We start from the raw sequence: 17394 nt of genomic DNA on the forward strand, positions 1-17394 counted from the left end.
ATATCCCCGGTGTTCTACTTGGCGGGCCTCGCCGACGAACCGCAGAAAGGGGTGCCAGGCGTGACCAGCACAGTGAGCAGGACCGAGATCCCGGCGCTGGACGCGATCCGGGCGTACACACAGGCCGAGAACCCCTCCGCCTTCCTCACGCTCAACGCCGGAACCGCGACGTTCACCAGCCCGGGCGTCCCGGGCGCGGTGGCCTACCGGCGTGCCGGGAACTACCTCGTCCAGTTCGGCGGCGTGTTCGCCCCGCCGGAGGACTACGACCGCCTGCTGGCGGCCTTCACGGACTTCGCCCGGTCCCAGGACTGCAAGGTGGTGTCGGTCCAGCTCCAGCGCCACGACGCGGAGATCTACGCCCGCCACGGGTTCACCGTGAACCAGATCGGCGCGTCGTGGGCGGTGTCGCTGCCGGAGTTCACCCTGCGCGGCACCCGCTTCATGCAGCTGCGCAACAAGATCTCGCGCGCGTTCCGCAACGGGCTGGTCGTCGAGGAGGTCGACGCCACCCACTACGCGGGCTCCATCACCGAGATCGACCGCGCGTGGCTCGGCGCCAAGGGCGACGGCGCGCACCAGCTGGAGTTCCTCGTCGGCGAGATCGGCGGCGACGGCCAGCCGTACCGGCGGCTGTTCGTCGGCTCGATCGAGGACAAGCCGGTCGGCTACATCTCCTACTCGCCGGTGTACGGCACCCGCCACGGCTGGATGCACGACCTGTCCCGGCGCATCCCGGAGACCTCGCCCGGCCTGATGGAGGCCATCAACTCCGTCGCCATCGAGAAGTTCCGCGCCGAGGGCGTGCCGTGGCTGCACTTCGGCTTCACCCCGTTCACCGGGCTGGACGCCACCCAGGAGCTGCCCGGCTTCAACCGCGGCTACCAGTGGCTGATGCACGCGCTGTTCGCCCAGGGCGGCGACCTGTACCCGGCGCAGAGCCAGTTGGCGTACAAGCAGAAGTGGGCGCCGACGCTGGTGATCCCGGAGTACATCGCCTTCCCCGACCGCGCGTCCCTGCACGCCTTCGCCCACGTCTTCCGCGCCTGCGGCGCCTTCTGAGGGAGCACGACCCATGTCCACTGAGGAACTGATGCAGGCCACCGTCGGCGCGCTGATGGGCATCTTCGGCGCCCCGGACGACCCGGAGGTCGCCGAGGCGGCGGACGACACGCTCGCCGCCCTGCACGAGGCCCTCGCGGGCTGATCACCGCAGGGTCAGCCCCGGATCAGCCCGGGCCGCCACGCTGGCCCCGCCTCCGTCGTCATCGCTAAGGAGTCACGGCATGCAGTCCACGCAAGTCAGCACCACCACGCCTGATCCGGATGTGCGGCAGGCCAACACGGGCTCGGCCTCGTTCACCGAGCTGCTCCGCCGGGTCAAGGCGGAGGGCCTGCTGGACCTGCAGGCGGGCTGGTACTACCGGCGGATCTCGGTCAACCTGGCGATGCTGGGCCTCGGCATCGCCGCGTTCTTCGTCCTGGGCGACACCTGGTGGCAGCTCGTCAACGCCGTCTGGATCGGCGTGTGGTGCGCGCAGGCGTCGTTCATGTTCCACGACGCCGGCCACAAGTCGATGTTCCGCGCCCGGTCGTCGGCGACCGTGGTGGGGTACACGCACGCGAACCTGATCAACGGGTTCTCCTACGGCTGGTGGGTCAACCACCACAACCGCCACCACAGCCACCCCAACCACCTGTCCCTCGACCCGGACATCGGCCGCCGCACGGCGATCTTCGACATCAAGCAGTACGGCACGCGCACCCGGGTGGGCCGGTTCATCGTCCGGCACCAGTCGGTCCTGTTCTTCGTGCTGCTGACGCTCGAGTCGTACAAGATGCAGAAGACGGCGTGGAAGATGATCCTGCGCCGGGAGGTCAAGAACCCGGCGCTGGAGGCCGGTCTGATCGTCCTGCGCCTGGCGGTCTACCTGACGTGCGCGTTCCTGGTCCTGTCCCCGGGCCTGGCGATCGCCTTCCTGCTGATCCAGCAGGCCGTGATGGGCGTCTACTTCGGCATGATCTTCGCTCCCAACCACAAGGGCATGGAGATCCGCGACGGCGAGGAGGAGACCCTCGACTGGTTGGAGCGGCAGGTGCTGACCTCCCGCAACATCAACCCGTCCCCGCTGATCGACTTCATGTACGGCGGGCTGAACTACCAGATCGAGCACCACCTGTTCCCGTCCATGCCCCAGGGTTCCCTGGCCCGGGCGCGGGAGCTGACGATGGAGTACTGCGCCGAGAAGGGCATCCCTTACGTGGAGATGGGCTTCTGGGCGTCCTACAAGGAGGTCGCCACCTTCCTCCACGACGTGAGCGCCCCCGCGCGTCGCGGTGAAGTGACGGTCTGACCCTTCTCCCGAAGGCTCCCGCCCTCTACGGAGGGCGGGAGCCTTCGTCGTTGTCCGCTCGCTTTCCCCTGCCCGGCGGGTCATCCTCGCCACGGCTCCGTCGGCCATCCGACGGCGGTGGCGTTCGGATAACTCAACCTTCAGGGCCTCGGTACACGGAGGACGCGCACTGGGGCCTGTTCCACTACCTCTCGACGGCCACCACAAGACCGCGACGGCGGTGGGTGGTCGAGTCCGCCTGCTGACCTTCGTCTCGGCCGACCGCTCCGCCGCGACCCCTGGCGCCCTCCGCCGACTGCCCGGAATCCTCGCGCGCACCGGTTGAGGGCGTCAACTCTCCAGCACGGTGAAGCCGATCCCGGCCTTGATCAGCCGGTCCAGCAGCGCGTCGCCCATGGCGACCGCGGTGGTCACCTGGCCGGAGGTCGCGGGCAGGTCGTCGAACGCCAGGCACAGCGCCGACTCGGCGAGCATCTTCGCCGTCTCGTCGTACCCCGGGTCGCCGCCGCTGACCTCCGTGACGATCCGCTTCCCCTCGCCCCTCGCGTCGAAGCGGACCTTGAACCACGACCGCGCGCGCTTCTCCGGAGACGGCCCGTCCCCCGGCTTCTTGCGGTTCAGCAGCCAGTTGCGGGTGAACGGGATCTGCGCCAGCCCGAACAACACCCCCACCCCGCCCACAAGCCCCAACGCCGTAGGCAAGCGCCGCAAGGCGATGTAGTGCCCATAGGTGAAGTCCGGCCCATACGACGCCAACTCCCGCGCCGACCGCAGCACGATCTGCGGATCGACGGTCGGCGCGGGCAGCGCCCACCACCCGAAGGCCGACCGGTGCGGCCGCCCCACACCCCGCACCCGACGCCCCGACGGCCGCGTCTCCAGGGCGCGCCGCTCCTTCGCCACCGCCGCGCTCTCCCGCAGCCTGCTGAACGCGGTGATCGCCGAGTGGTACGTCCCGCCGGAGAAGTCCGCCGACGCCCGCACGAACCCGTCCACCGACACCGGTCCGGACGCCGCCAGCTCGCGAACCGTGTAGTAGACGCCCAAGTCGTACGGGATCGAGTCGAACCCGCAGGCGTGCACCAGGCGGGCGCCGGACGCGACCGCGGTCGCGTGGTGGCGCACATACGTCCGGTCCACGAACTCCGGTTCCCCGGTCAGGTCCACGTAGTCCGTCCCCGCCGCCGCGCAGGCCGCCACGAGGGGATCGCCGTACGCCACGTACGGCCCCACCGTCGTGATCACGACCCGGGTCGCGGACGCGACCGCGGCCAGGGACGCGGCGTCGTTCACGTCCGCGGTCAGCAGGTCCATCGACGCCAGCGCCGGGTTGATCGACGCCAGCCGCGACCGCACCCCGGCGAGCTTCGCCTGGTTGCGGCCCGCGAGGGCCCAGCGGCAGTCCGCGGGGGCGTGCCGGGCGAGGTATTCGGCGGTCAGCTCGCCGGTGAAGCCGGTAGCCCCGAACAGGACGATGTCGTACTCACGGCCGGTAGGCATGGCCCGACATTACCCACGGGTAACCATGCGCGAAACCCGTCAGCACTATTGGCAAGAATCGATCAAAAGTCTTCACACTTATGGCGAAGTTCCGGCGAATCTCGCACGAACCGCGCTACACTTCGGTCAGCCCAGGGCGGCTGGGCCCGGACGAGGAAAGAGCGACGTGCAGATCTCCCCTTCGGCATCTCCCGGCGAGCTGCTGCGGCTGCTGCGCGACGGGCAGGCCCGCACCCGCGCCGAGCTGGTCACCGAGACCGGCCTGGCCCGCTCGACCGTCCGCGCGCGGCTGGACTCGCTGGTCGACGCGGGCCTGGTGACCGACAGGGGCAACGGCGCGTCCACCGGCGGGCGGCCCGCCAGCCGGTTCGTCTTCAACGCCCGCTCCCGCCTGGTCCTGGCCGCCGAGGTCGGCGCGACCCACGCCACCGTCGCGGTCACCGACCTCGCGGGCGAGCCGCTGACCACCGAGCGCCTCGCCCTGGACATCGCCGACGGCCCCGACGCCGTGCTCGGCCTGCTCACCAAGACCTGGCGCGCGCTCGTCACCCCGCTGGGCACGCCCGTCGCAGGCGTCGGCATCGGCCTGCCCGGCCCGGTCGAGCACTCCACCGGCCGCCCCACCAACCCGCCGATCATGCCCGGCTGGAACGGCTACGACGTGCCCGCCCGCGTGGCCGCCGACTTCGACGTCCCCGTCCTGGTGGACAACGAGGTCAACCTGATGGCCCTCGGCGAGCACGCCCGCTGCCACCCCGACGAGCAGCACATGATGGTCGTCAAGGTCGCCACCGGCATCGGCGCGGGCCTGATCAGCAACGGCGAGCTGCACCGAGGCGCGGTCGGCGCCGCGGGCGACCTCGGCCACATCCTCGCCCCCGGCGCGGGCGACGCGCCCTGCCGCTGCGGCAACACGGGCTGCCTCGAGGCCGTCGCCAGCGGACCGGCCGTGGCCGCCCGGCTGAGCGAGGCGGGCATCGAGGCCACCACCAGCGCCGACGTCGTCGCGCTCGTGCAGTCCGGCAACCCGGTCGCCGGGCAGGCCGTGCGCCAGGCCGGGCGCGACATCGGCGAGGTGCTCGCGGGCTGCGTCAGCCTGTTCAACCCGTCGCTGATCGTCATCGGCGGGTCGCTGTCGAACGCGGGCGAGATGCTGCTCGCGGGCGTGCGCGAGGCCATCTACCGCCGGTCGCTGCCGCTGGCCACCGAGCACCTGCGGATCGTGCCGTCGCAGACGGCGGACAACGCCGCCATGCTCGGCGCCGCCGCCATGGTCGTCCAGCACGCGCTGTCGCCGGTCGTGCTGGACCGCCAGCTGGTCTGATCCCCGATCGGCTGAACGGCGACTACCGGCCGTCAGGTCCAGAAGACGGCCAGGCCGACGTTGACCACCACCAGCGCGCCCAGGGTCGGCCCGACCCACTTCGGCAGCGGGGCCTTGCGCAGGAACGCGAACGCGATGCCCGCGATCGCCACCAGCACCAGGGTCTTGATCCCCAGCTTCATGTGGTTGTAGTCGGTGTCGGTCAGCGACGCGGTCGCGATCAGCGCGACACCGGTGACCAGCTGCAGACCCGCGCCGTGCAGCCAACCCGGGTTGAGCGCGCCGTCCTTCGCGCGTAGCTGGATCAGGAAGGTGCCCACGAGCAGACCCATGCCCAACAGGTGCAGGAAGACCAGCAGCAGTCGCACGAACTCCACGTCGCGCCCCTTCCAGATCGCGGGATCTCGCCGACAGCAGTGTCACACCCGCCCCGACCGGCGCGGACACCGGGCGCGCCCGTGTGGGTGACAGGCCGGATAGGGCCCTGATCGTGGCGGGTTCTACCCTGGCCGGGTGCGCTTCGCAGCCCGCGGGACCGTCGCCGCCCTCCTGGCCCTGCTCACCGCCGCCCCCGCGGCGGCGCAGCCCGCCACGGGCGAGCCGCTGATGCAGACCAGCGCCCAGTGCCGCAACCACGACCGGCCGCCGCCCGCCATCGACACCTCCGAGGAGCCCAAGCCCGGGGACCCGTCGCCGACGCCGCTGCCGGTGCCGCCGGAGCCCGTCGGCGGGACGCGGATGGGCGAGTGCGGCCTCGTGCTGCCGCCCGAGGCCCCGGCGCTGCCGGGCGCGGTCAACGCGGCCGCGTGGATCATCACCGACGTCAGCTCGGGCACGGTGCTGGCCGCCAAGGACCCGCACGCGCGCGAGCGGCCTGCGTCGCTGATCAAGATGCTGCTGGCCATCACCGCGGTGCGCGAGCTGCGGCCGGAGCAGATCGTGGTCGGCACGCCCGAGGACGCCCAGCAGGAGGGCTCCCGCGTCGGCATCGGCCCCGGCGGGGAGTACACCGTCGACCAGCTGCTGCACGCCCTGCTGATGCGCTCGGGCAACGACGTCGCCCACGCCCTGGCCCGCGCCCTCGGCGGCGTGCCGGTCGCGCTGGAGAAGATGAACGCCCTCGCCCGCGAGCTCGGCGCCCTCGACACCCGCGCGGCCACCCCGTCGGGCCTGGACGGGCCCGGGATGAGCACGTCGGCCTACGACATCGCGCTGATCTTCCGCGAGGGCATGGAGCACGCCGAGATCGCCAAGGCCCTCCGCACCCGCTCGCTGACCTTCCCCGGCCACGGCGACACCGGCTCGTTCGAGATCTACAACGACAACAAGCTGTGGGACGAGTACGAGGGCTTCACCGGCGGCACGGCGGGCTTCACCGACTCCGCCCGCCACACCTACCTCGGCAGCGCCGAGCGCGACGGCCGCCAACTCGCGGTCGTCCTCCTGCGCGGCGAACCCAACCCCGACCCCCTGGCAGGCCAGGGCGCACTCCTGCTGGACTACGGCTTCGCCTTGGTCGACGCAGGCCGCAAACCCGTCGGCGAACTCGTCACCGGCGCCCCCGACGCCCAACCCAAACCCGACGGCAGCGTAGGCAGCGTCCCGGTCACCGAACCCCCCACAACCGACGGCGAGGACCACCAGACCGCAACGGGCCCAGACACCGAACGCTCAGCCTTCGGCACGTACGGCATGCCCCTGGTGGTGGCCGCGGGCCTGGGCATCCTGGTAGCCCTGGCCCTGTTCCTCCGCAAGAAGCGCGCCGCCCGAGCCCGAGCCGCCCGCACAGCCTGACGATGGCCGCTGGGCAGACCCTCTGCCCAGCACCCCTTCTCCCCTTGGCCGTCCCTCACCCCCAGCCCGCCCCATCCGCGCCAGCCCGCCCCATCCGCGCCAGCCCGCCACCGCCCCGCACCCGCAAGCGGCCCCGGGCCAAACCGCACCCCTGCCCGACTGCCGTTTCACCCTCCGCCGCTCGGCCCTCTCCACGGCCCTGCCGCTCGCTCGGTCCTGCTCTGCCCCTTGCCGCTCTGTCGCTCGGGCACCCTCGGCCGCCTGCCGTCAACCCCCTTGTCTGCCGCTTGGCCCACTGCCGCACAGCCCTCGGCCGCCCTGCCATCCGCCGCTCAGTCCCGCTGGTGGCTCTGCCGCTCTGCGCTGACGCGCCCTGCCACTCGCCGCTGGTTGCCCTGCCGTTCTGCCTCCGCCGCGCTGACGACCAACCCTCCGCCTCCGCACGACCCTCCACCGCCCACCCCAGCCCAACCGGACCCGCCGCCGCTCGCGCCGACCTGCCCCGACCACCCGCACCTGTCGCCGGCCACCTGTCGCCCGGCCACCTGCCGCCAGCCACCTGCCGCCCGGCCACCTGCCGCTGGCCGCCTGTGCCTCCGCCGCGCTGGCGACCAACCCTCCGCCTCCGCACCCCTTCGCCGCCCAAACGAGCCCGACCGGACCCGCCGCCGCCCGCGCCAGCCTGCCCCGACCGCGCAGCCGCCTGCCGCTCGGCCGCCTGTGCCTCCGCCACCCTGGCGGCCAACCCTCCGCCTCCGTACGACCCCACCGCCCACACCAGCCCGACCGGACCCGCCGCCGCCCGCGCCAGCCTGCCCCGACCGCGCAGCCGCCTGCCGCTCGGCCGCCTGTGCCTCCGCCACCCTGGCGGCCAACCCTCCGCCTCCGTACGACCCCACCGCCCACACCAGCCCGACCGGACCCGCCGCCGCCCGCGCCAGCCTGCCCCGACCGCGCAGCCGCCTGCCGCTCGGCCGCCCGTGCCTCCGCCACCCTGCGCTCCGCCACCCCGTGCTCTGCCGCTCGGCCACCCACCACTCGGTCACCCAGCCGCTCTGCCTTCCCCCGCACTGCCGCTCCGGCCCCCACCCGCCAGGCTGCGAGTTACCCACTCCCCGTCAGCCGCTCCACCACCCCTAACCCCACCCCCAGCGGCTACCGTCGCCTGCCGAGGACCAGGCCCAGGAGGGCGCCCGCTCCCAGGAGGCTCGCGGTCTGCTTGGCGTTCGGGCGGTTGGCGACGGTGACCATCGGGCGGATCACCGCGGGCGGCGGGGGCGGGATCGGCTCGTCGACCATGTTCTCCTTGGCCGTGGCCGCCCACGCCGTCACGTAGAGCAGGAAGCGGGCCACCAGGTTCGCGAAGACCAGCAGACCGACGATCGGGCCGACCAGGCTGCCGAGCGGGCCGCCGAGGACCGAGTTCAGGTAGATCGTCCCGATCAGCTTCAGGATCTCGAACCCGATCGCCGCGGCCAGGGCGCCGCGCATCGCGGTGCGGGCGCTCACCGGCTTGCGGGGCAGGCGGGCGATCACCCAGAGGAAGATCAGCCAGTTGGCCGCCAGCGACAGGGCCGTCGTGACGCAGAAGAGGAGCACCCTCGCCCATCCGGCCTCACCCAGGCCTACCCAATTCAGCAGCAGATCCGCCAGACCGCTGCCCGCCGCGCTGAGGCCGAAGGACAGGGCGATCGCCACGCCGAGGCCGAGCAGGGCGAGCAGGTCCATCAGCCTGCCCTTGAGGAACGGCCGGTCCTCGTGCTTCTGCCCCCACTGCGCCGTCAGGGCGTCGCGCAGGTTGCTCATCCAGCCGAGACCGGTGTACGCGGCGGTGAGCAGACCGATGATGCCGACCCGCCCGCGCTCCTCGACGGCCGCCTTGACCAGGTCCGTCAGCAGCCCGCGCAGGTTCTCCGGCGCCGCCGAGGTGATGCTCTCCTGCAGGGAGCGCAACAGGTCCGGCTGGCCCGCGAGGACGAAGCCGAGCACGGCGAAGGAGATCAGCAGCAGCGGGAACAGCGACAGCACGCTGAAGTACGTGATCGACGCGGCGAAGTGGTTGCCGTAGCGATCGGTGAACGCCTCGTTCGCGCGGAACAGGTGATCGATCCACGGGCGCCTGCGGAGCCGGGCCACCAGCGACTCTTTCTCGTCGGTCACCCACAAAACCTAGGTGCCGCCGCGCCCGCCCGCTACTTGAGGAAGCCGACCCGGTCGTAGACCCTCGCCAGCGTCGCCGCGGCGACCTCCCTGGCCCGCTGCGCGCCCGAGGCGAGGATCTTGTCGAGTTCGGCCGGATCGTCCATATAGGACTTGACGGTGTCGCGCACCGGCCCGGCGAAGTCGGCGACGGCCTCGGCGAGGTCCTTCTTCAGGTCGCCGTAACCCTTGCCGTCGTAGGCGTTCACGAGATCGTCGACCGTGCGGCCGGTGAGCGCGGAGTAGATGCCGAGCAGGTTGCTCACGCCCGGCTTGGCCTCCGGGTCGAACCGGATCTCGCGCTCGGCGTCGGTCACCGCGGAGCGGATCTTCTTCGCCGAGACCTTCGGGTCGTCCAGCAGTTCGACGATGCCGCCGGGGCTGGACGCGGACTTGCTCATCTTCGCCTGCGGCTCCTGCAGGTCGTAGATCTTGGCGGTGTCCTTGAGGATGTAGGGCTCCGGCAGCGGGAACGTCTTGCCGAAGCGGGTGTTGAAGCGCTGCGCGAGGTCGCGGGTCAGCTCAAGGTGCTGGCGCTGGTCCTCGCCGACCGGCACGAACTCCGGCCGGTACACCAGGATGTCGGCGGCCTGCAGGATCGGATAGGTGAACAGCCCGACGCTGACCATGCCGCCCTGCTTGGCCGACTTGTCCTTGAACTGCGTCATCCGGCCCGCCTCGCCGAAGCCGGTCAGGCACTGCATCACCCAGCCCAGCTCGGCGTGCTCGGGCACCTGGGACTGGACGAACAGCGTCGTGCGGGCCGGGTCGAGACCGAGCGCCAGCAGCTGCGCCGCCGAGACCCGGGTGCGCTTGCGCAGCAGCTTCGGGTCGTGCTCGACGGTGATCGCGTGCAGGTCGGCGATGAAGTAGAACGCGTCGTGGGTGTCCTGCAACGCGACCCACTGGCGGACCGCGCCCAGGTAGTTGCCCAGGTGGAACGAGTCGGCGGTGGGCTGGATGCCCGACAGCACGCGCGGCCTGCGCTCGGTGTTCTCGGTCGACACGTGTCCGATTGTCCCAGGCAGGGCATGGCCCGCCCCGGTCGGGTGAGGTTCTGGGCCATCCGGTGGATTGCCGCCTAGGGTCATGCGGTGGCAGGTTCGCGTGCGGCCGATCCGCCGCCTGACCGGCACGGATGGGCCAGACAACGACGTCACGGTGTTCGGAGGTATCTCAGTGCGAAAACGATCCCGTTTCCTGGGTGCGGCCGCGGTCATGGCCTGCGCGGCGGGACTGGTCTCGTCGGTCGGCGCGCCCGCGGCGGCGGCGCAGGCCGACGGACCCGAGGCGCACTTCGTCGTGCTCGGACCGCAGAACGCCGAGGGCCTGTCCCGGGTCGAGCAGGCGGTGCGCGACGCGGGCGGCACCATCGTGCAGAGCTGGCCGCAGATCGGCGTGATCGTCGCCGCCTCGCCCAGCGCGGACTTCGCCTCGGTCGTGCGGACCAAGCCCGGCGTGCAGGGCGCGGGCGCGACGCAGAACCTGGCCGAGCTGGCCCAGCCCGCGCTGGCCGCAGGCGGCCTGGAGTCCCGCGCGCTGGAGGCGACCACCGACGTCGTCGCCGCGGGCGCGCCCGGCACCGAGTCCGCCTCCGGCGACCCGATGAGCGTCAGCCAGTGGAACCTGCGGGCGATCGGCGCCGACGAGGCGCACAAGATCAGCGGCGGCAGCGCCGACGTGCTCGTGGGCGTCCTGGACTCCGGCATCGAGGCCAGCCACCCCGACCTCGCGCCGAACGTCGACGCGGCCAACTCCGTCGGCTGCACCGACCGCGGCGTGCCGAACACCGACCCGGCCGCGTGGGCCCCGACCACCAGCGACCACGGCACCCACGTCGCGGGCATCATCGGCGCGGCGCGCAACGGCGTCGGCGTGGTCGGTGTGGCGCCCGATGTCAAGATGGCCTCTATCAAGGTCGTCAACGACGCGGGCTACATCTACCCGGAGTACGCGATCTGCGGGTTCGTGTGGGCGGCCGAGCACGGTGTCTCCGTCACCAACAGCTCGTACTTCATCGACCCGTGGTACCTGTGGTGCCACGACGACGTCGACCAGCACGCGGTGGCCGTGGCCGTGACGCGGGCGATCGACTACTCGGCGCGCCGCGGCGTGGTGAACGTTGCCGCCCTAGGCAACAGCAACTGGGACCTCTCGCACACGATCCTGGACGAGGGCAGCCCCAACAACGGCACCCCGGTCACCCGCGAGGCGGGCAACCAGTGCGTGAAGCTCCCCGCCGAGGTCCGCGGCGTGGTGGGCGTGTCGTCGACCGGGGTGGAGAACCGCAAGTCGTTCTTCTCCAACTACGGCATCAGCGAGACCCAGGTGGCCGCCCCCGGCGGCGACTCCCGGCAGATCCCGGACACCCCGGACGCCAACGGCCGCATCCTGTCGACGGTGTTCAACGGCGGCTGGGGCTACAAGCAGGGCACCTCGATGGCCGCCCCGCACGCCGCGGGCGTCGTCGCCCTGATCCGCTCGACCCACCCGGACTGGAGCGCGAACCGCACGATCGTCGAACTCCAACGCGACGCCGACCGCATCGCCTGCCCGGCGGGCAAGGTCTACGACCCGGACGGCACCGGCGCCTGGCTGGCCACCTGCCAGGGCGGCACCTCCGGCCGAGGCTTCTACGGCTCCGGCCTGATCGACGCCCTGGACGCAGTCCGCTAACCAGCCCGACGGCCGCCAAGCCCGACGGCTGCCAAGCCAGGCCGCTGCCAAGCCAGGCCGCTGCCAGGCCCGCCTGCGACCAACAGCCCCACCTGCCCGTCCCGCCCACCCTGACCGACAAGCCCGACTGGCGGCCCCGCCCCTCGTGGTTCACCGCAGGCCCGCGGGCCAACCCAGCTGAAGATCGGGACTGACGACAACGGCCCCGGCGATTCGGATGTTCACATCATCCGAATCGCCGGGGCTTCTACATCCAGATGACGCGACCATCCGAACTAGCATTTCAGATGATCTGACCATCGGGATGGTCTCATCATCTGAAGTGGCTCGGGGAACGATTGCGATGGAACCGGGGCAGCGATTGAGGCTTGGCGTTGGTCACATCATCCAGATGATTAGGGCATCTGGAATGCGACTTCGGATGATCTCGACATTCAGATGGTCTTATCATCCGGATGATCTGAACATATGGTCAGATCATTTGGAGCTGGGGTCAGCTGTGCGAGCGCTCGTCCGCTACCACGGGGACGCGGGGGGCCGGGAGGGGGACGGCCTTGGTGGCCACGCGCCTGCGGCGCAGTAGGCCCAGCAGCAGACCACCGCCGCCGAGTGCGACCGCGATGCTCCCGACCAGCACGCCGCCCTCGCTGACGGTTGCCGCCGTCACCTGGGCGAGCGTGGCCGATACGCCTGACACCGTTGCACCGTCCCTCTATTGGGCTAAGCACCGCTGTGGACCGGAAGAAAAGCTACCGACTGTGTCAACAGCGGAGACCCACATTGGTGAAGATCGCCCGCTGGCGTCGCCGAGCGTATCTCCCGATGCGGTGAACGGTCCCCCGGGGTAGTCGATCTACACCCGGGCTGATGGTGTAGCTCAGCAGTCGTGGCCGGGCAGTCGCTCAGCAGTCGTGGCCGGGCAGGGGCTTGAGGAACTCCTCGGCGGCCCAGCGGTCCTGCGCGAGCTTGCGGAAGCCGTTCTCGACGGCCTTGTCGGCCACGGTCTCCGCGCCCATGTTGAACTTGCCCACGATCTCGGACTTGACGTCCGGCTTGGCGCGCACATTGAGCACGTCGGCGGTGACGATCACCTTGCACGCGCCCTCGCCGCCGGTCGGGGCGGTTTCGCCGTTGGGGGGCTCCATGCCCATCGAGTACACGAGCGCGACGACCGCGACACCGCCGATGAGCAGGGCCCGCTTCGGCACCAACACGTCAGCACACTCCCCGTACGGCGGATTCCGACGAATCCCACGGTGGCCCAAGCCCGGCGGCGGCGACAACCCGTGTCACCCGAAAAGGCCCCCGCCGGAGCACGTCCGGCGGGGGCCCCGTCAGCGGCAAATCAGCCCGCCATGGCCTTCTGCAGGTTCTCGTCGAGGGTGTTCAGGAACTCCTCGGTCGTCTGGTACGGCTGGTCCTTGCCGATCAGCAGCGCCAGGTCCTTGGTCATCTTGCCGCTCTCGACGGTGGAGATGATGACCCGCTCCAGCGTCTCGGCGAAACCGACGACCTCGGGCGTGCCGTCGACCTTGCCACGGTGGGCAAGACCCCGGGTCCAGGCGAAGATCGAGGCGATCGGGTTGGTCGAGGTCGGCTTGCCCGCCTGGTGCTGGCGGTAGTGCCGGGTGACGGTGCCGTGCGCGGCCTCGGCCTCGACGGTCTTGCCGTCCGGCGTCATCAGCACGGAGGTCATCAGGCCCAGCGAGCCGAAGCCCTGCGCGACCGTGTCGGACTGGACGTCGCCGTCGTAGTTCTTGCACGCCCAGACGTAGCCGCCCTCCCACTTGAGCGCCGCGGCGACCATGTCGTCGATCAGGCGGTGCTCGTAGGTCAGGCCCTTGGCCTCGAACTCGGCCTTGAACTCCGCGTCGAACACGGCCTGGAAGATGTCCTTGAAGGCGCCGTCGTAGGCCTTCAGGATCGTGTTCTTCGTGGACATGTAAACCGGGTAGTTGCGCTGCAGGCCGTAGGAGAACGAGGCCCGGGCGAAGTCCTCGATGGACTTGTTGAAGTTGTACATGCCCATGACGACGCCGCCGTCCTCGGGCATCCGCACGACCTCGTGCTGGATCGGCTCGGAGCCGTCGGCCGGGGTGTAGGTGATCGTCACCGTGCCCGCGCCCGGGACCTTGAAGTTCGTCGACTTGTACTGGTCGCCGTGCGCGTGACGGCCGATGATGATCGGCTTGGTCCAGCCGGGGACGAGCCGGGGGATGTTCTTGATGATGATCGGCTCGCGGAAGACCACGCCGCCGAGGATGTTGCGGATCGTGCCGTTGGGCGAGATCCACATCTTCTTCAGGCCGAACTCCTCCACCCGGGCCTCGTCCGGGGTGATGGTGGCGCACTTGACGCCGACGCCGTGCTGCTTGATGGCGTTCGCGGCGTCGATGGTGACCTGGTCCTCGGTGGCGTCGCGGTGCTCGATGCCCAGGTCGTAGTAGTCCAGGTTGATGTCCAGGTACGGGTGGATCAGCTTGTCCTTGATGAACTGCCAGATGATCCGCGTCATCTCGTCGCCGTCGAGTTCGACGACGGTTCCCTGGACCTTGATCTTGGCCATGAGCCGCGATGCTCCTCTCGCCTGTGGTCTGCCCGCGCTAAACGGTACAAGCGTACTGGTAGCGGGCCGTCGGGGGCACCCGTGTGGGCACTGTCACCGCCCGGCCGATGCTAGGCCAGCCCCGCGGCCGCCACGATGACGCGCTGGCTTACCCGCGGCTGCTCGGGCACACCCATGTGCAGCGTGTTCACCGAGAAGACCACCCGGCGGGCCAGGTCGGGCGTGGCGCCGATGCCGTTGTTGTAGCCGGGGCGGTCGCCGGTCTTGCCCCAGAAGAGGACGTCGCCGACCTGGAACCGGTCGAGCCCGCCGCCGCGCTGGGCGGGGACGTCGTTGGCCGGGTCGTCGTCGCCGTCGAAGGTGGGCACGTCCGGGACGGCGAACAGCACGGCGTTCTGCTCGCGCGGCAGCAGGCGGCCGGTCATCAGGGCGACGAGGAACCGGTCGAGGTCCTCGGCGGTGGAGATCGCCTCGGCCGCCGACCACTGGTAGGTCGGGTTGGCCTCGGTGATGTCGACGTACTGGCCGTCGACCAGCTCATAGCCGTGGGCGTGCGGGCCGGGGATGCCCGTCCTGGCCCCCGGGAAGCTGGTGCCGCGCAGCCGCAGCGGCTTGACCACCGCGTCCCGGACGGTCTCGGCGTACGGCCTGCCGGTGACCTCCTCGATGACCGCCCCCAGCACGAGGTAGCCGATGTTGCCGTAGTGCTGCTTCGCGCCGGGGGCGAACTCCATCTCCCGGTCGGTGAACGCGAGGTCGAACATCTGCCGAGGGGTCCACGTGTCGAACCGGTGGGCGAGGAACCAGTCCGGGTCCTTGTGGTCGATGGGCACGCCGGGCAGGCCGGAGGTGTGGTCGAGCAGCGTCCGCACCGGGATCGGCGGGTAGCGCTCGGGCAGCAGGCCGGGGACGTAGTGCTGGACGGTCCGGTCGAGGTCCAGCTCGCCGTCCGCGGCCAGGCGCAGCGCGGCGACGGCGGTGAACACCTTGGTGATGCTGCCGATCCGGAAGCGGCCGTCGATCGGCACGGGCCTGCCCGTGCGGATGTCGGCGACGCCCGCGGTGCCGTCCCAGCACCCGGCCCACCCGCGGATGCGGACCAGGGCCCCGCTGGTGTCGTCACCGAGGTCGGAGATGGCCGCGCGCATGGCGGCGGGGTTGAGCGGGGGGACAGAGGCCGTGGCGGACTGCGAGGTGGCGGCCAGCGCGGCGGCGGGCTGCGCGGCTACAGGCTGCGCCGTTGCGGCAGGCGCGGTGGCCGTGGTGAGGCCGACCAGGAGGGCCGCGGCGAGCGCGGCGGTTCGGATTCGCATGGCCGCAAGCCTGTCCTTGATCGACTCCGCCGCCATCGGGCATCAGCCCGGATCGCCACCCTGAGAAATCCCGGGCCGTCCCTCAGGGAACACGTGTTCGCGTTTCGTGATCGAAAACGGCGCTGACGACGGTCGACCGATCGTAGGGTGGCCCGACGCGACGGGCAGACGAGATGTGGGGGGCCGATGGCGACCGGGCCGACGCACGCGATGAGCGGACTGGCGGGGTGGGCGGCGGCCACCGCCCTGGCCGAGGGCACCGCCCTGGGCAGCCTGTCGGTCAAGGGCTGGCTCGTGGGCGCGGTGCTCGCCGCCGGGGCGGCGCTGTTACCCGACCTCGACCACCCCGAGTCGACCGTGTCGACGACGTTCGGGCCGGTGTCGGCCGCGGCGTCGAAGATGCTCAACTGGTTCAGCAGCGTCGTCTACAAGGCCACCCGCACCAACCGCGACTCCAAGCGCGAGGGCGGCCACCGCGGCCTCACCCACACGCTGGTGTTCGCCCTGGGCGCGGCCGTGGTCACCACCGCGATCATCCAGACGAGCAAGTCGTGGGCGCTGCCGGTGCTGATGTTCTTCTTCTGCGGCTTGGCCGTGCGCGGGATCCTGCACAAGTGGTGCCCGCGCAACGACGCCCTGTGGATCACCGGCACCAGCCTGGTGCTCACCTACGCCTGTCTGAAGTGGACGGACCCGACCTCCCCGGACGCGGCCGCCTGCGGGGTGGCCGTGGCGATCGGCTGCGTCGCCCACTACCTCGGCGACGCCATCACCGAGCAGGGCTGCCCCATCCTGTGGCCGGTCCCGATCGCGTGGAAGACCTGGTACCCGGTCGCCCCGCCGAAGATCATGCGCATGCGCACCGGGGGACGCGTCGAGATGGCCATCGTCGGCCCGCTCATCACCGCGGTCGCCGTCTGGATGTCCGCGGTCGCCCTGCAGCGCGCGGGCAACGTGCTGCCGGGCATCGACCTGATCCCCTGGACCTAGGCTCAGCCGCCGAGCGCGGCGACCAGGTTCTCGGCCTCGTCCCTGGTGAACCCGTTCACGCCGCCGTGGATGGTGGTGTCGCCGTGGATCGCGCCCTGGATCGTCGGGGCCGAGACGACCTTGCCGTCCACCAGGAACGCGACCCGCTCGTTGACGTGGCTCTCGGTGTGCCTCGCCCAGATGTCGGTCCCCTCGGCGGTGAAGGAGAGGGTGACGACGTAGCCGACGCCCTGCGGGTCGATGCCGGAGGTCGCCCCGGCGACGTGCCGCTCGTCCAGGAAGGCCTTGTCCAGGATGAACAGCTCGACGCCGTCGCGGTCGCAGGCGGCGAGCGGCAGGGCGGGGTCGGCGTCGAGCGGGTCGGCGCCGCCGCAGTCCAGCGCGTTCAGCGCCGCCATCTGCGCCGCCGGGTCGGCGGGGGCGGAACCGGAGGGCGCCAGGTCGGCCGACTGCCTGCACGCCTTGTCCGCGGAGGCCGCCTTCCCCGGGCACGCGGACGACGTCACGCCGGGTGTCAGCGCGTTCGTCGGGTAGCTCGCGACGACCGGCCGGAACTCCAGCGCCGCCTCCCGCACGGCGCCACCGTCGACCGTCGACTGGCACCCGGTCAGGACCACGCCCGCGGCCACCACCGCCCACCATGCTCGCGCCACACCGTGATCATCGCGCGCGAGCGGT

At 71.2% G+C, this 17394-nt stretch carries 16 protein-coding genes; 7 read left to right on the plus strand and 9 right to left on the minus strand.

Annotated elements, in window-relative coordinates; all coding sequences use genetic code 11:
* The first annotated feature begins 60 nt into the window (after positions 1 to 60).
* The 3 genes from Actkin_RS28955 (at position 61) to Actkin_RS28965 (ending at position 2354) form a co-directional block, all read left to right on the plus strand.
* Positions 61 to 1062 carry an MprF family protein gene (locus tag Actkin_RS28955; protein ID WP_258904995.1) on the plus strand — a complete coding sequence of 334 codons (1002 nt, stop codon included), beginning with the start codon at positions 61 to 63 and terminating at the stop codon, positions 1060 to 1062.
* Between the two features lie 13 nt (positions 1063 to 1075).
* Entirely contained in the window at positions 1076 to 1207 is a 132-nt protein-coding gene (locus Actkin_RS28960) for a hypothetical protein (protein WP_258904996.1), read from the plus strand.
* A gap of 79 nt (positions 1208 to 1286) precedes the next feature.
* Positions 1287 to 2354, plus strand: a complete 1068-nt coding sequence (locus tag Actkin_RS28965; protein WP_258904997.1) for a fatty acid desaturase family protein — start codon at positions 1287 to 1289, stop codon at positions 2352 to 2354.
* 330 nt (positions 2355 to 2684) lie between these two features.
* On the opposite strand, the gene Actkin_RS28970 is transcribed toward Actkin_RS28965, so the two are convergent.
* On the minus strand, positions 2685 to 3854 hold the full coding sequence (locus tag Actkin_RS28970) for a saccharopine dehydrogenase family protein (RefSeq protein ID WP_258904998.1): 1170 nt from the start codon (positions 3852 to 3854) through the stop codon (positions 2685 to 2687).
* A 166-nt stretch (positions 3855 to 4020) separates the two neighbouring features.
* Here Actkin_RS28970 and Actkin_RS28975 point away from each other — a divergent pair, with 166 nt between their 5' ends.
* Complete coding sequence (locus Actkin_RS28975) at positions 4021 to 5178, plus strand: ROK family transcriptional regulator (protein WP_258904999.1); 1158 nt, start codon at positions 4021 to 4023, stop codon at positions 5176 to 5178.
* 32 nt (positions 5179 to 5210) lie between these two features.
* On the opposite strand, the gene Actkin_RS28980 is transcribed toward Actkin_RS28975, so the two are convergent.
* Entirely contained in the window at positions 5211 to 5555 is a 345-nt protein-coding gene (locus Actkin_RS28980) for a hypothetical protein (protein ID WP_189209620.1), read from the minus strand.
* 136 nt (positions 5556 to 5691) lie between these two features.
* Here Actkin_RS28980 and Actkin_RS28985 point away from each other — a divergent pair, with 136 nt between their 5' ends.
* Positions 5692 to 6972: a D-alanyl-D-alanine carboxypeptidase family protein gene (locus Actkin_RS28985; protein ID WP_258905000.1), complete on the plus strand. Its 1281-nt coding sequence runs from the start codon at positions 5692 to 5694 to the stop codon at positions 6970 to 6972.
* Positions 6973 to 8127: 1155 nt separating this feature from the next.
* Here the strand turns inward: Actkin_RS28985 and yhjD are convergent.
* Both yhjD and trpS read right to left on the minus strand, forming a co-directional pair.
* Positions 8128 to 9132: an inner membrane protein YhjD gene (gene yhjD / locus Actkin_RS28990; protein ID WP_373292341.1), complete on the minus strand. Its 1005-nt coding sequence runs from the start codon at positions 9130 to 9132 to the stop codon at positions 8128 to 8130.
* Between the two features lie 32 nt (positions 9133 to 9164).
* A complete protein-coding gene (gene trpS, locus Actkin_RS28995) occupies positions 9165 to 10178 on the minus strand; it encodes a tryptophan--tRNA ligase (protein WP_229786676.1) in 1014 nt (337 codons plus the stop codon).
* Positions 10179 to 10350: 172 nt separating this feature from the next.
* Here trpS and Actkin_RS29000 point away from each other — a divergent pair, with 172 nt between their 5' ends.
* Positions 10351 to 11847, plus strand: coding sequence for a S8 family peptidase (locus Actkin_RS29000; RefSeq protein WP_258905001.1), 1497 nt, complete (start codon positions 10351 to 10353; stop codon positions 11845 to 11847).
* A gap of 493 nt (positions 11848 to 12340) precedes the next feature.
* Here Actkin_RS29000 and Actkin_RS29005 read toward each other — a convergent pair whose 3' ends face one another.
* The 4 genes from Actkin_RS29005 to Actkin_RS29020 form a co-directional block, all read right to left on the minus strand.
* Positions 12341 to 12514, minus strand: a complete 174-nt coding sequence (locus Actkin_RS29005) for a hypothetical protein (protein ID WP_189209617.1) — start codon at positions 12512 to 12514, stop codon at positions 12341 to 12343.
* Positions 12515 to 12749: 235 nt separating this feature from the next.
* On the minus strand, positions 12750 to 13061 hold the full coding sequence (locus Actkin_RS29010; RefSeq protein ID WP_308425861.1) for an SH3 domain-containing protein: 312 nt from the start codon (positions 13059 to 13061) through the stop codon (positions 12750 to 12752).
* A gap of 131 nt (positions 13062 to 13192) precedes the next feature.
* Complete coding sequence (locus tag Actkin_RS29015) at positions 13193 to 14413, minus strand: NADP-dependent isocitrate dehydrogenase (protein ID WP_189209616.1); 1221 nt, start codon at positions 14411 to 14413, stop codon at positions 13193 to 13195.
* A gap of 110 nt (positions 14414 to 14523) precedes the next feature.
* Positions 14524 to 15726, minus strand: coding sequence for a serine hydrolase domain-containing protein (locus Actkin_RS29020; RefSeq protein WP_258905002.1), 1203 nt, complete (start codon positions 15724 to 15726; stop codon positions 14524 to 14526).
* Positions 15727 to 15912: 186 nt separating this feature from the next.
* Between Actkin_RS29020 and Actkin_RS29025 the strand changes: the two genes are divergently transcribed.
* Positions 15913 to 16716 carry a metal-dependent hydrolase gene (locus Actkin_RS29025; protein ID WP_189209614.1) on the plus strand — a complete coding sequence of 268 codons (804 nt, stop codon included), beginning with the start codon at positions 15913 to 15915 and terminating at the stop codon, positions 16714 to 16716.
* Positions 16717 to 16718: 2 nt separating this feature from the next.
* On the opposite strand, the gene Actkin_RS29030 is transcribed toward Actkin_RS29025, so the two are convergent.
* Positions 16719 to 17369 carry a SecDF P1 head subdomain-containing protein gene (locus Actkin_RS29030; protein WP_258905003.1) on the minus strand — a complete coding sequence of 217 codons (651 nt, stop codon included), beginning with the start codon at positions 17367 to 17369 and terminating at the stop codon, positions 16719 to 16721.
* Positions 17370 to 17394 lie beyond the last annotated feature (25 nt).

This window comes from Actinokineospora sp. UTMC 2448, from assembly GCF_024760565.1.
In the GTDB taxonomy this organism is placed as follows: domain Bacteria; phylum Actinomycetota; class Actinomycetes; order Mycobacteriales; family Pseudonocardiaceae; genus Actinokineospora; species Actinokineospora fastidiosa.

Coding starts and splice junctions, on each gene's coding strand:
- Actkin_RS28960 (WP_258904996.1), top strand. CDS start 1,076: ATGTCCACTGAGGAACTGATGCAGGCCACCGTCGGCGCGCTGATGGGC.
- Actkin_RS28965 (WP_258904997.1), top strand. CDS start 1,287: ATGCAGTCCACGCAAGTCAGCACCACCACGCCTGATCCGGATGTGCGG.
- Actkin_RS28970 (WP_258904998.1), bottom strand. CDS start 3,854: ATGCCTACCGGCCGTGAGTACGACATCGTCCTGTTCGGGGCTACCGGC.
- Actkin_RS29015 (WP_189209616.1), bottom strand. CDS start 14,413: ATGGCCAAGATCAAGGTCCAGGGAACCGTCGTCGAACTCGACGGCGAC.
- Actkin_RS29020 (WP_258905002.1), bottom strand. CDS start 15,726: ATGCGAATCCGAACCGCCGCGCTCGCCGCGGCCCTCCTGGTCGGCCTC.
- Actkin_RS29025 (WP_189209614.1), top strand. CDS start 15,913: ATGGCGACCGGGCCGACGCACGCGATGAGCGGACTGGCGGGGTGGGCG.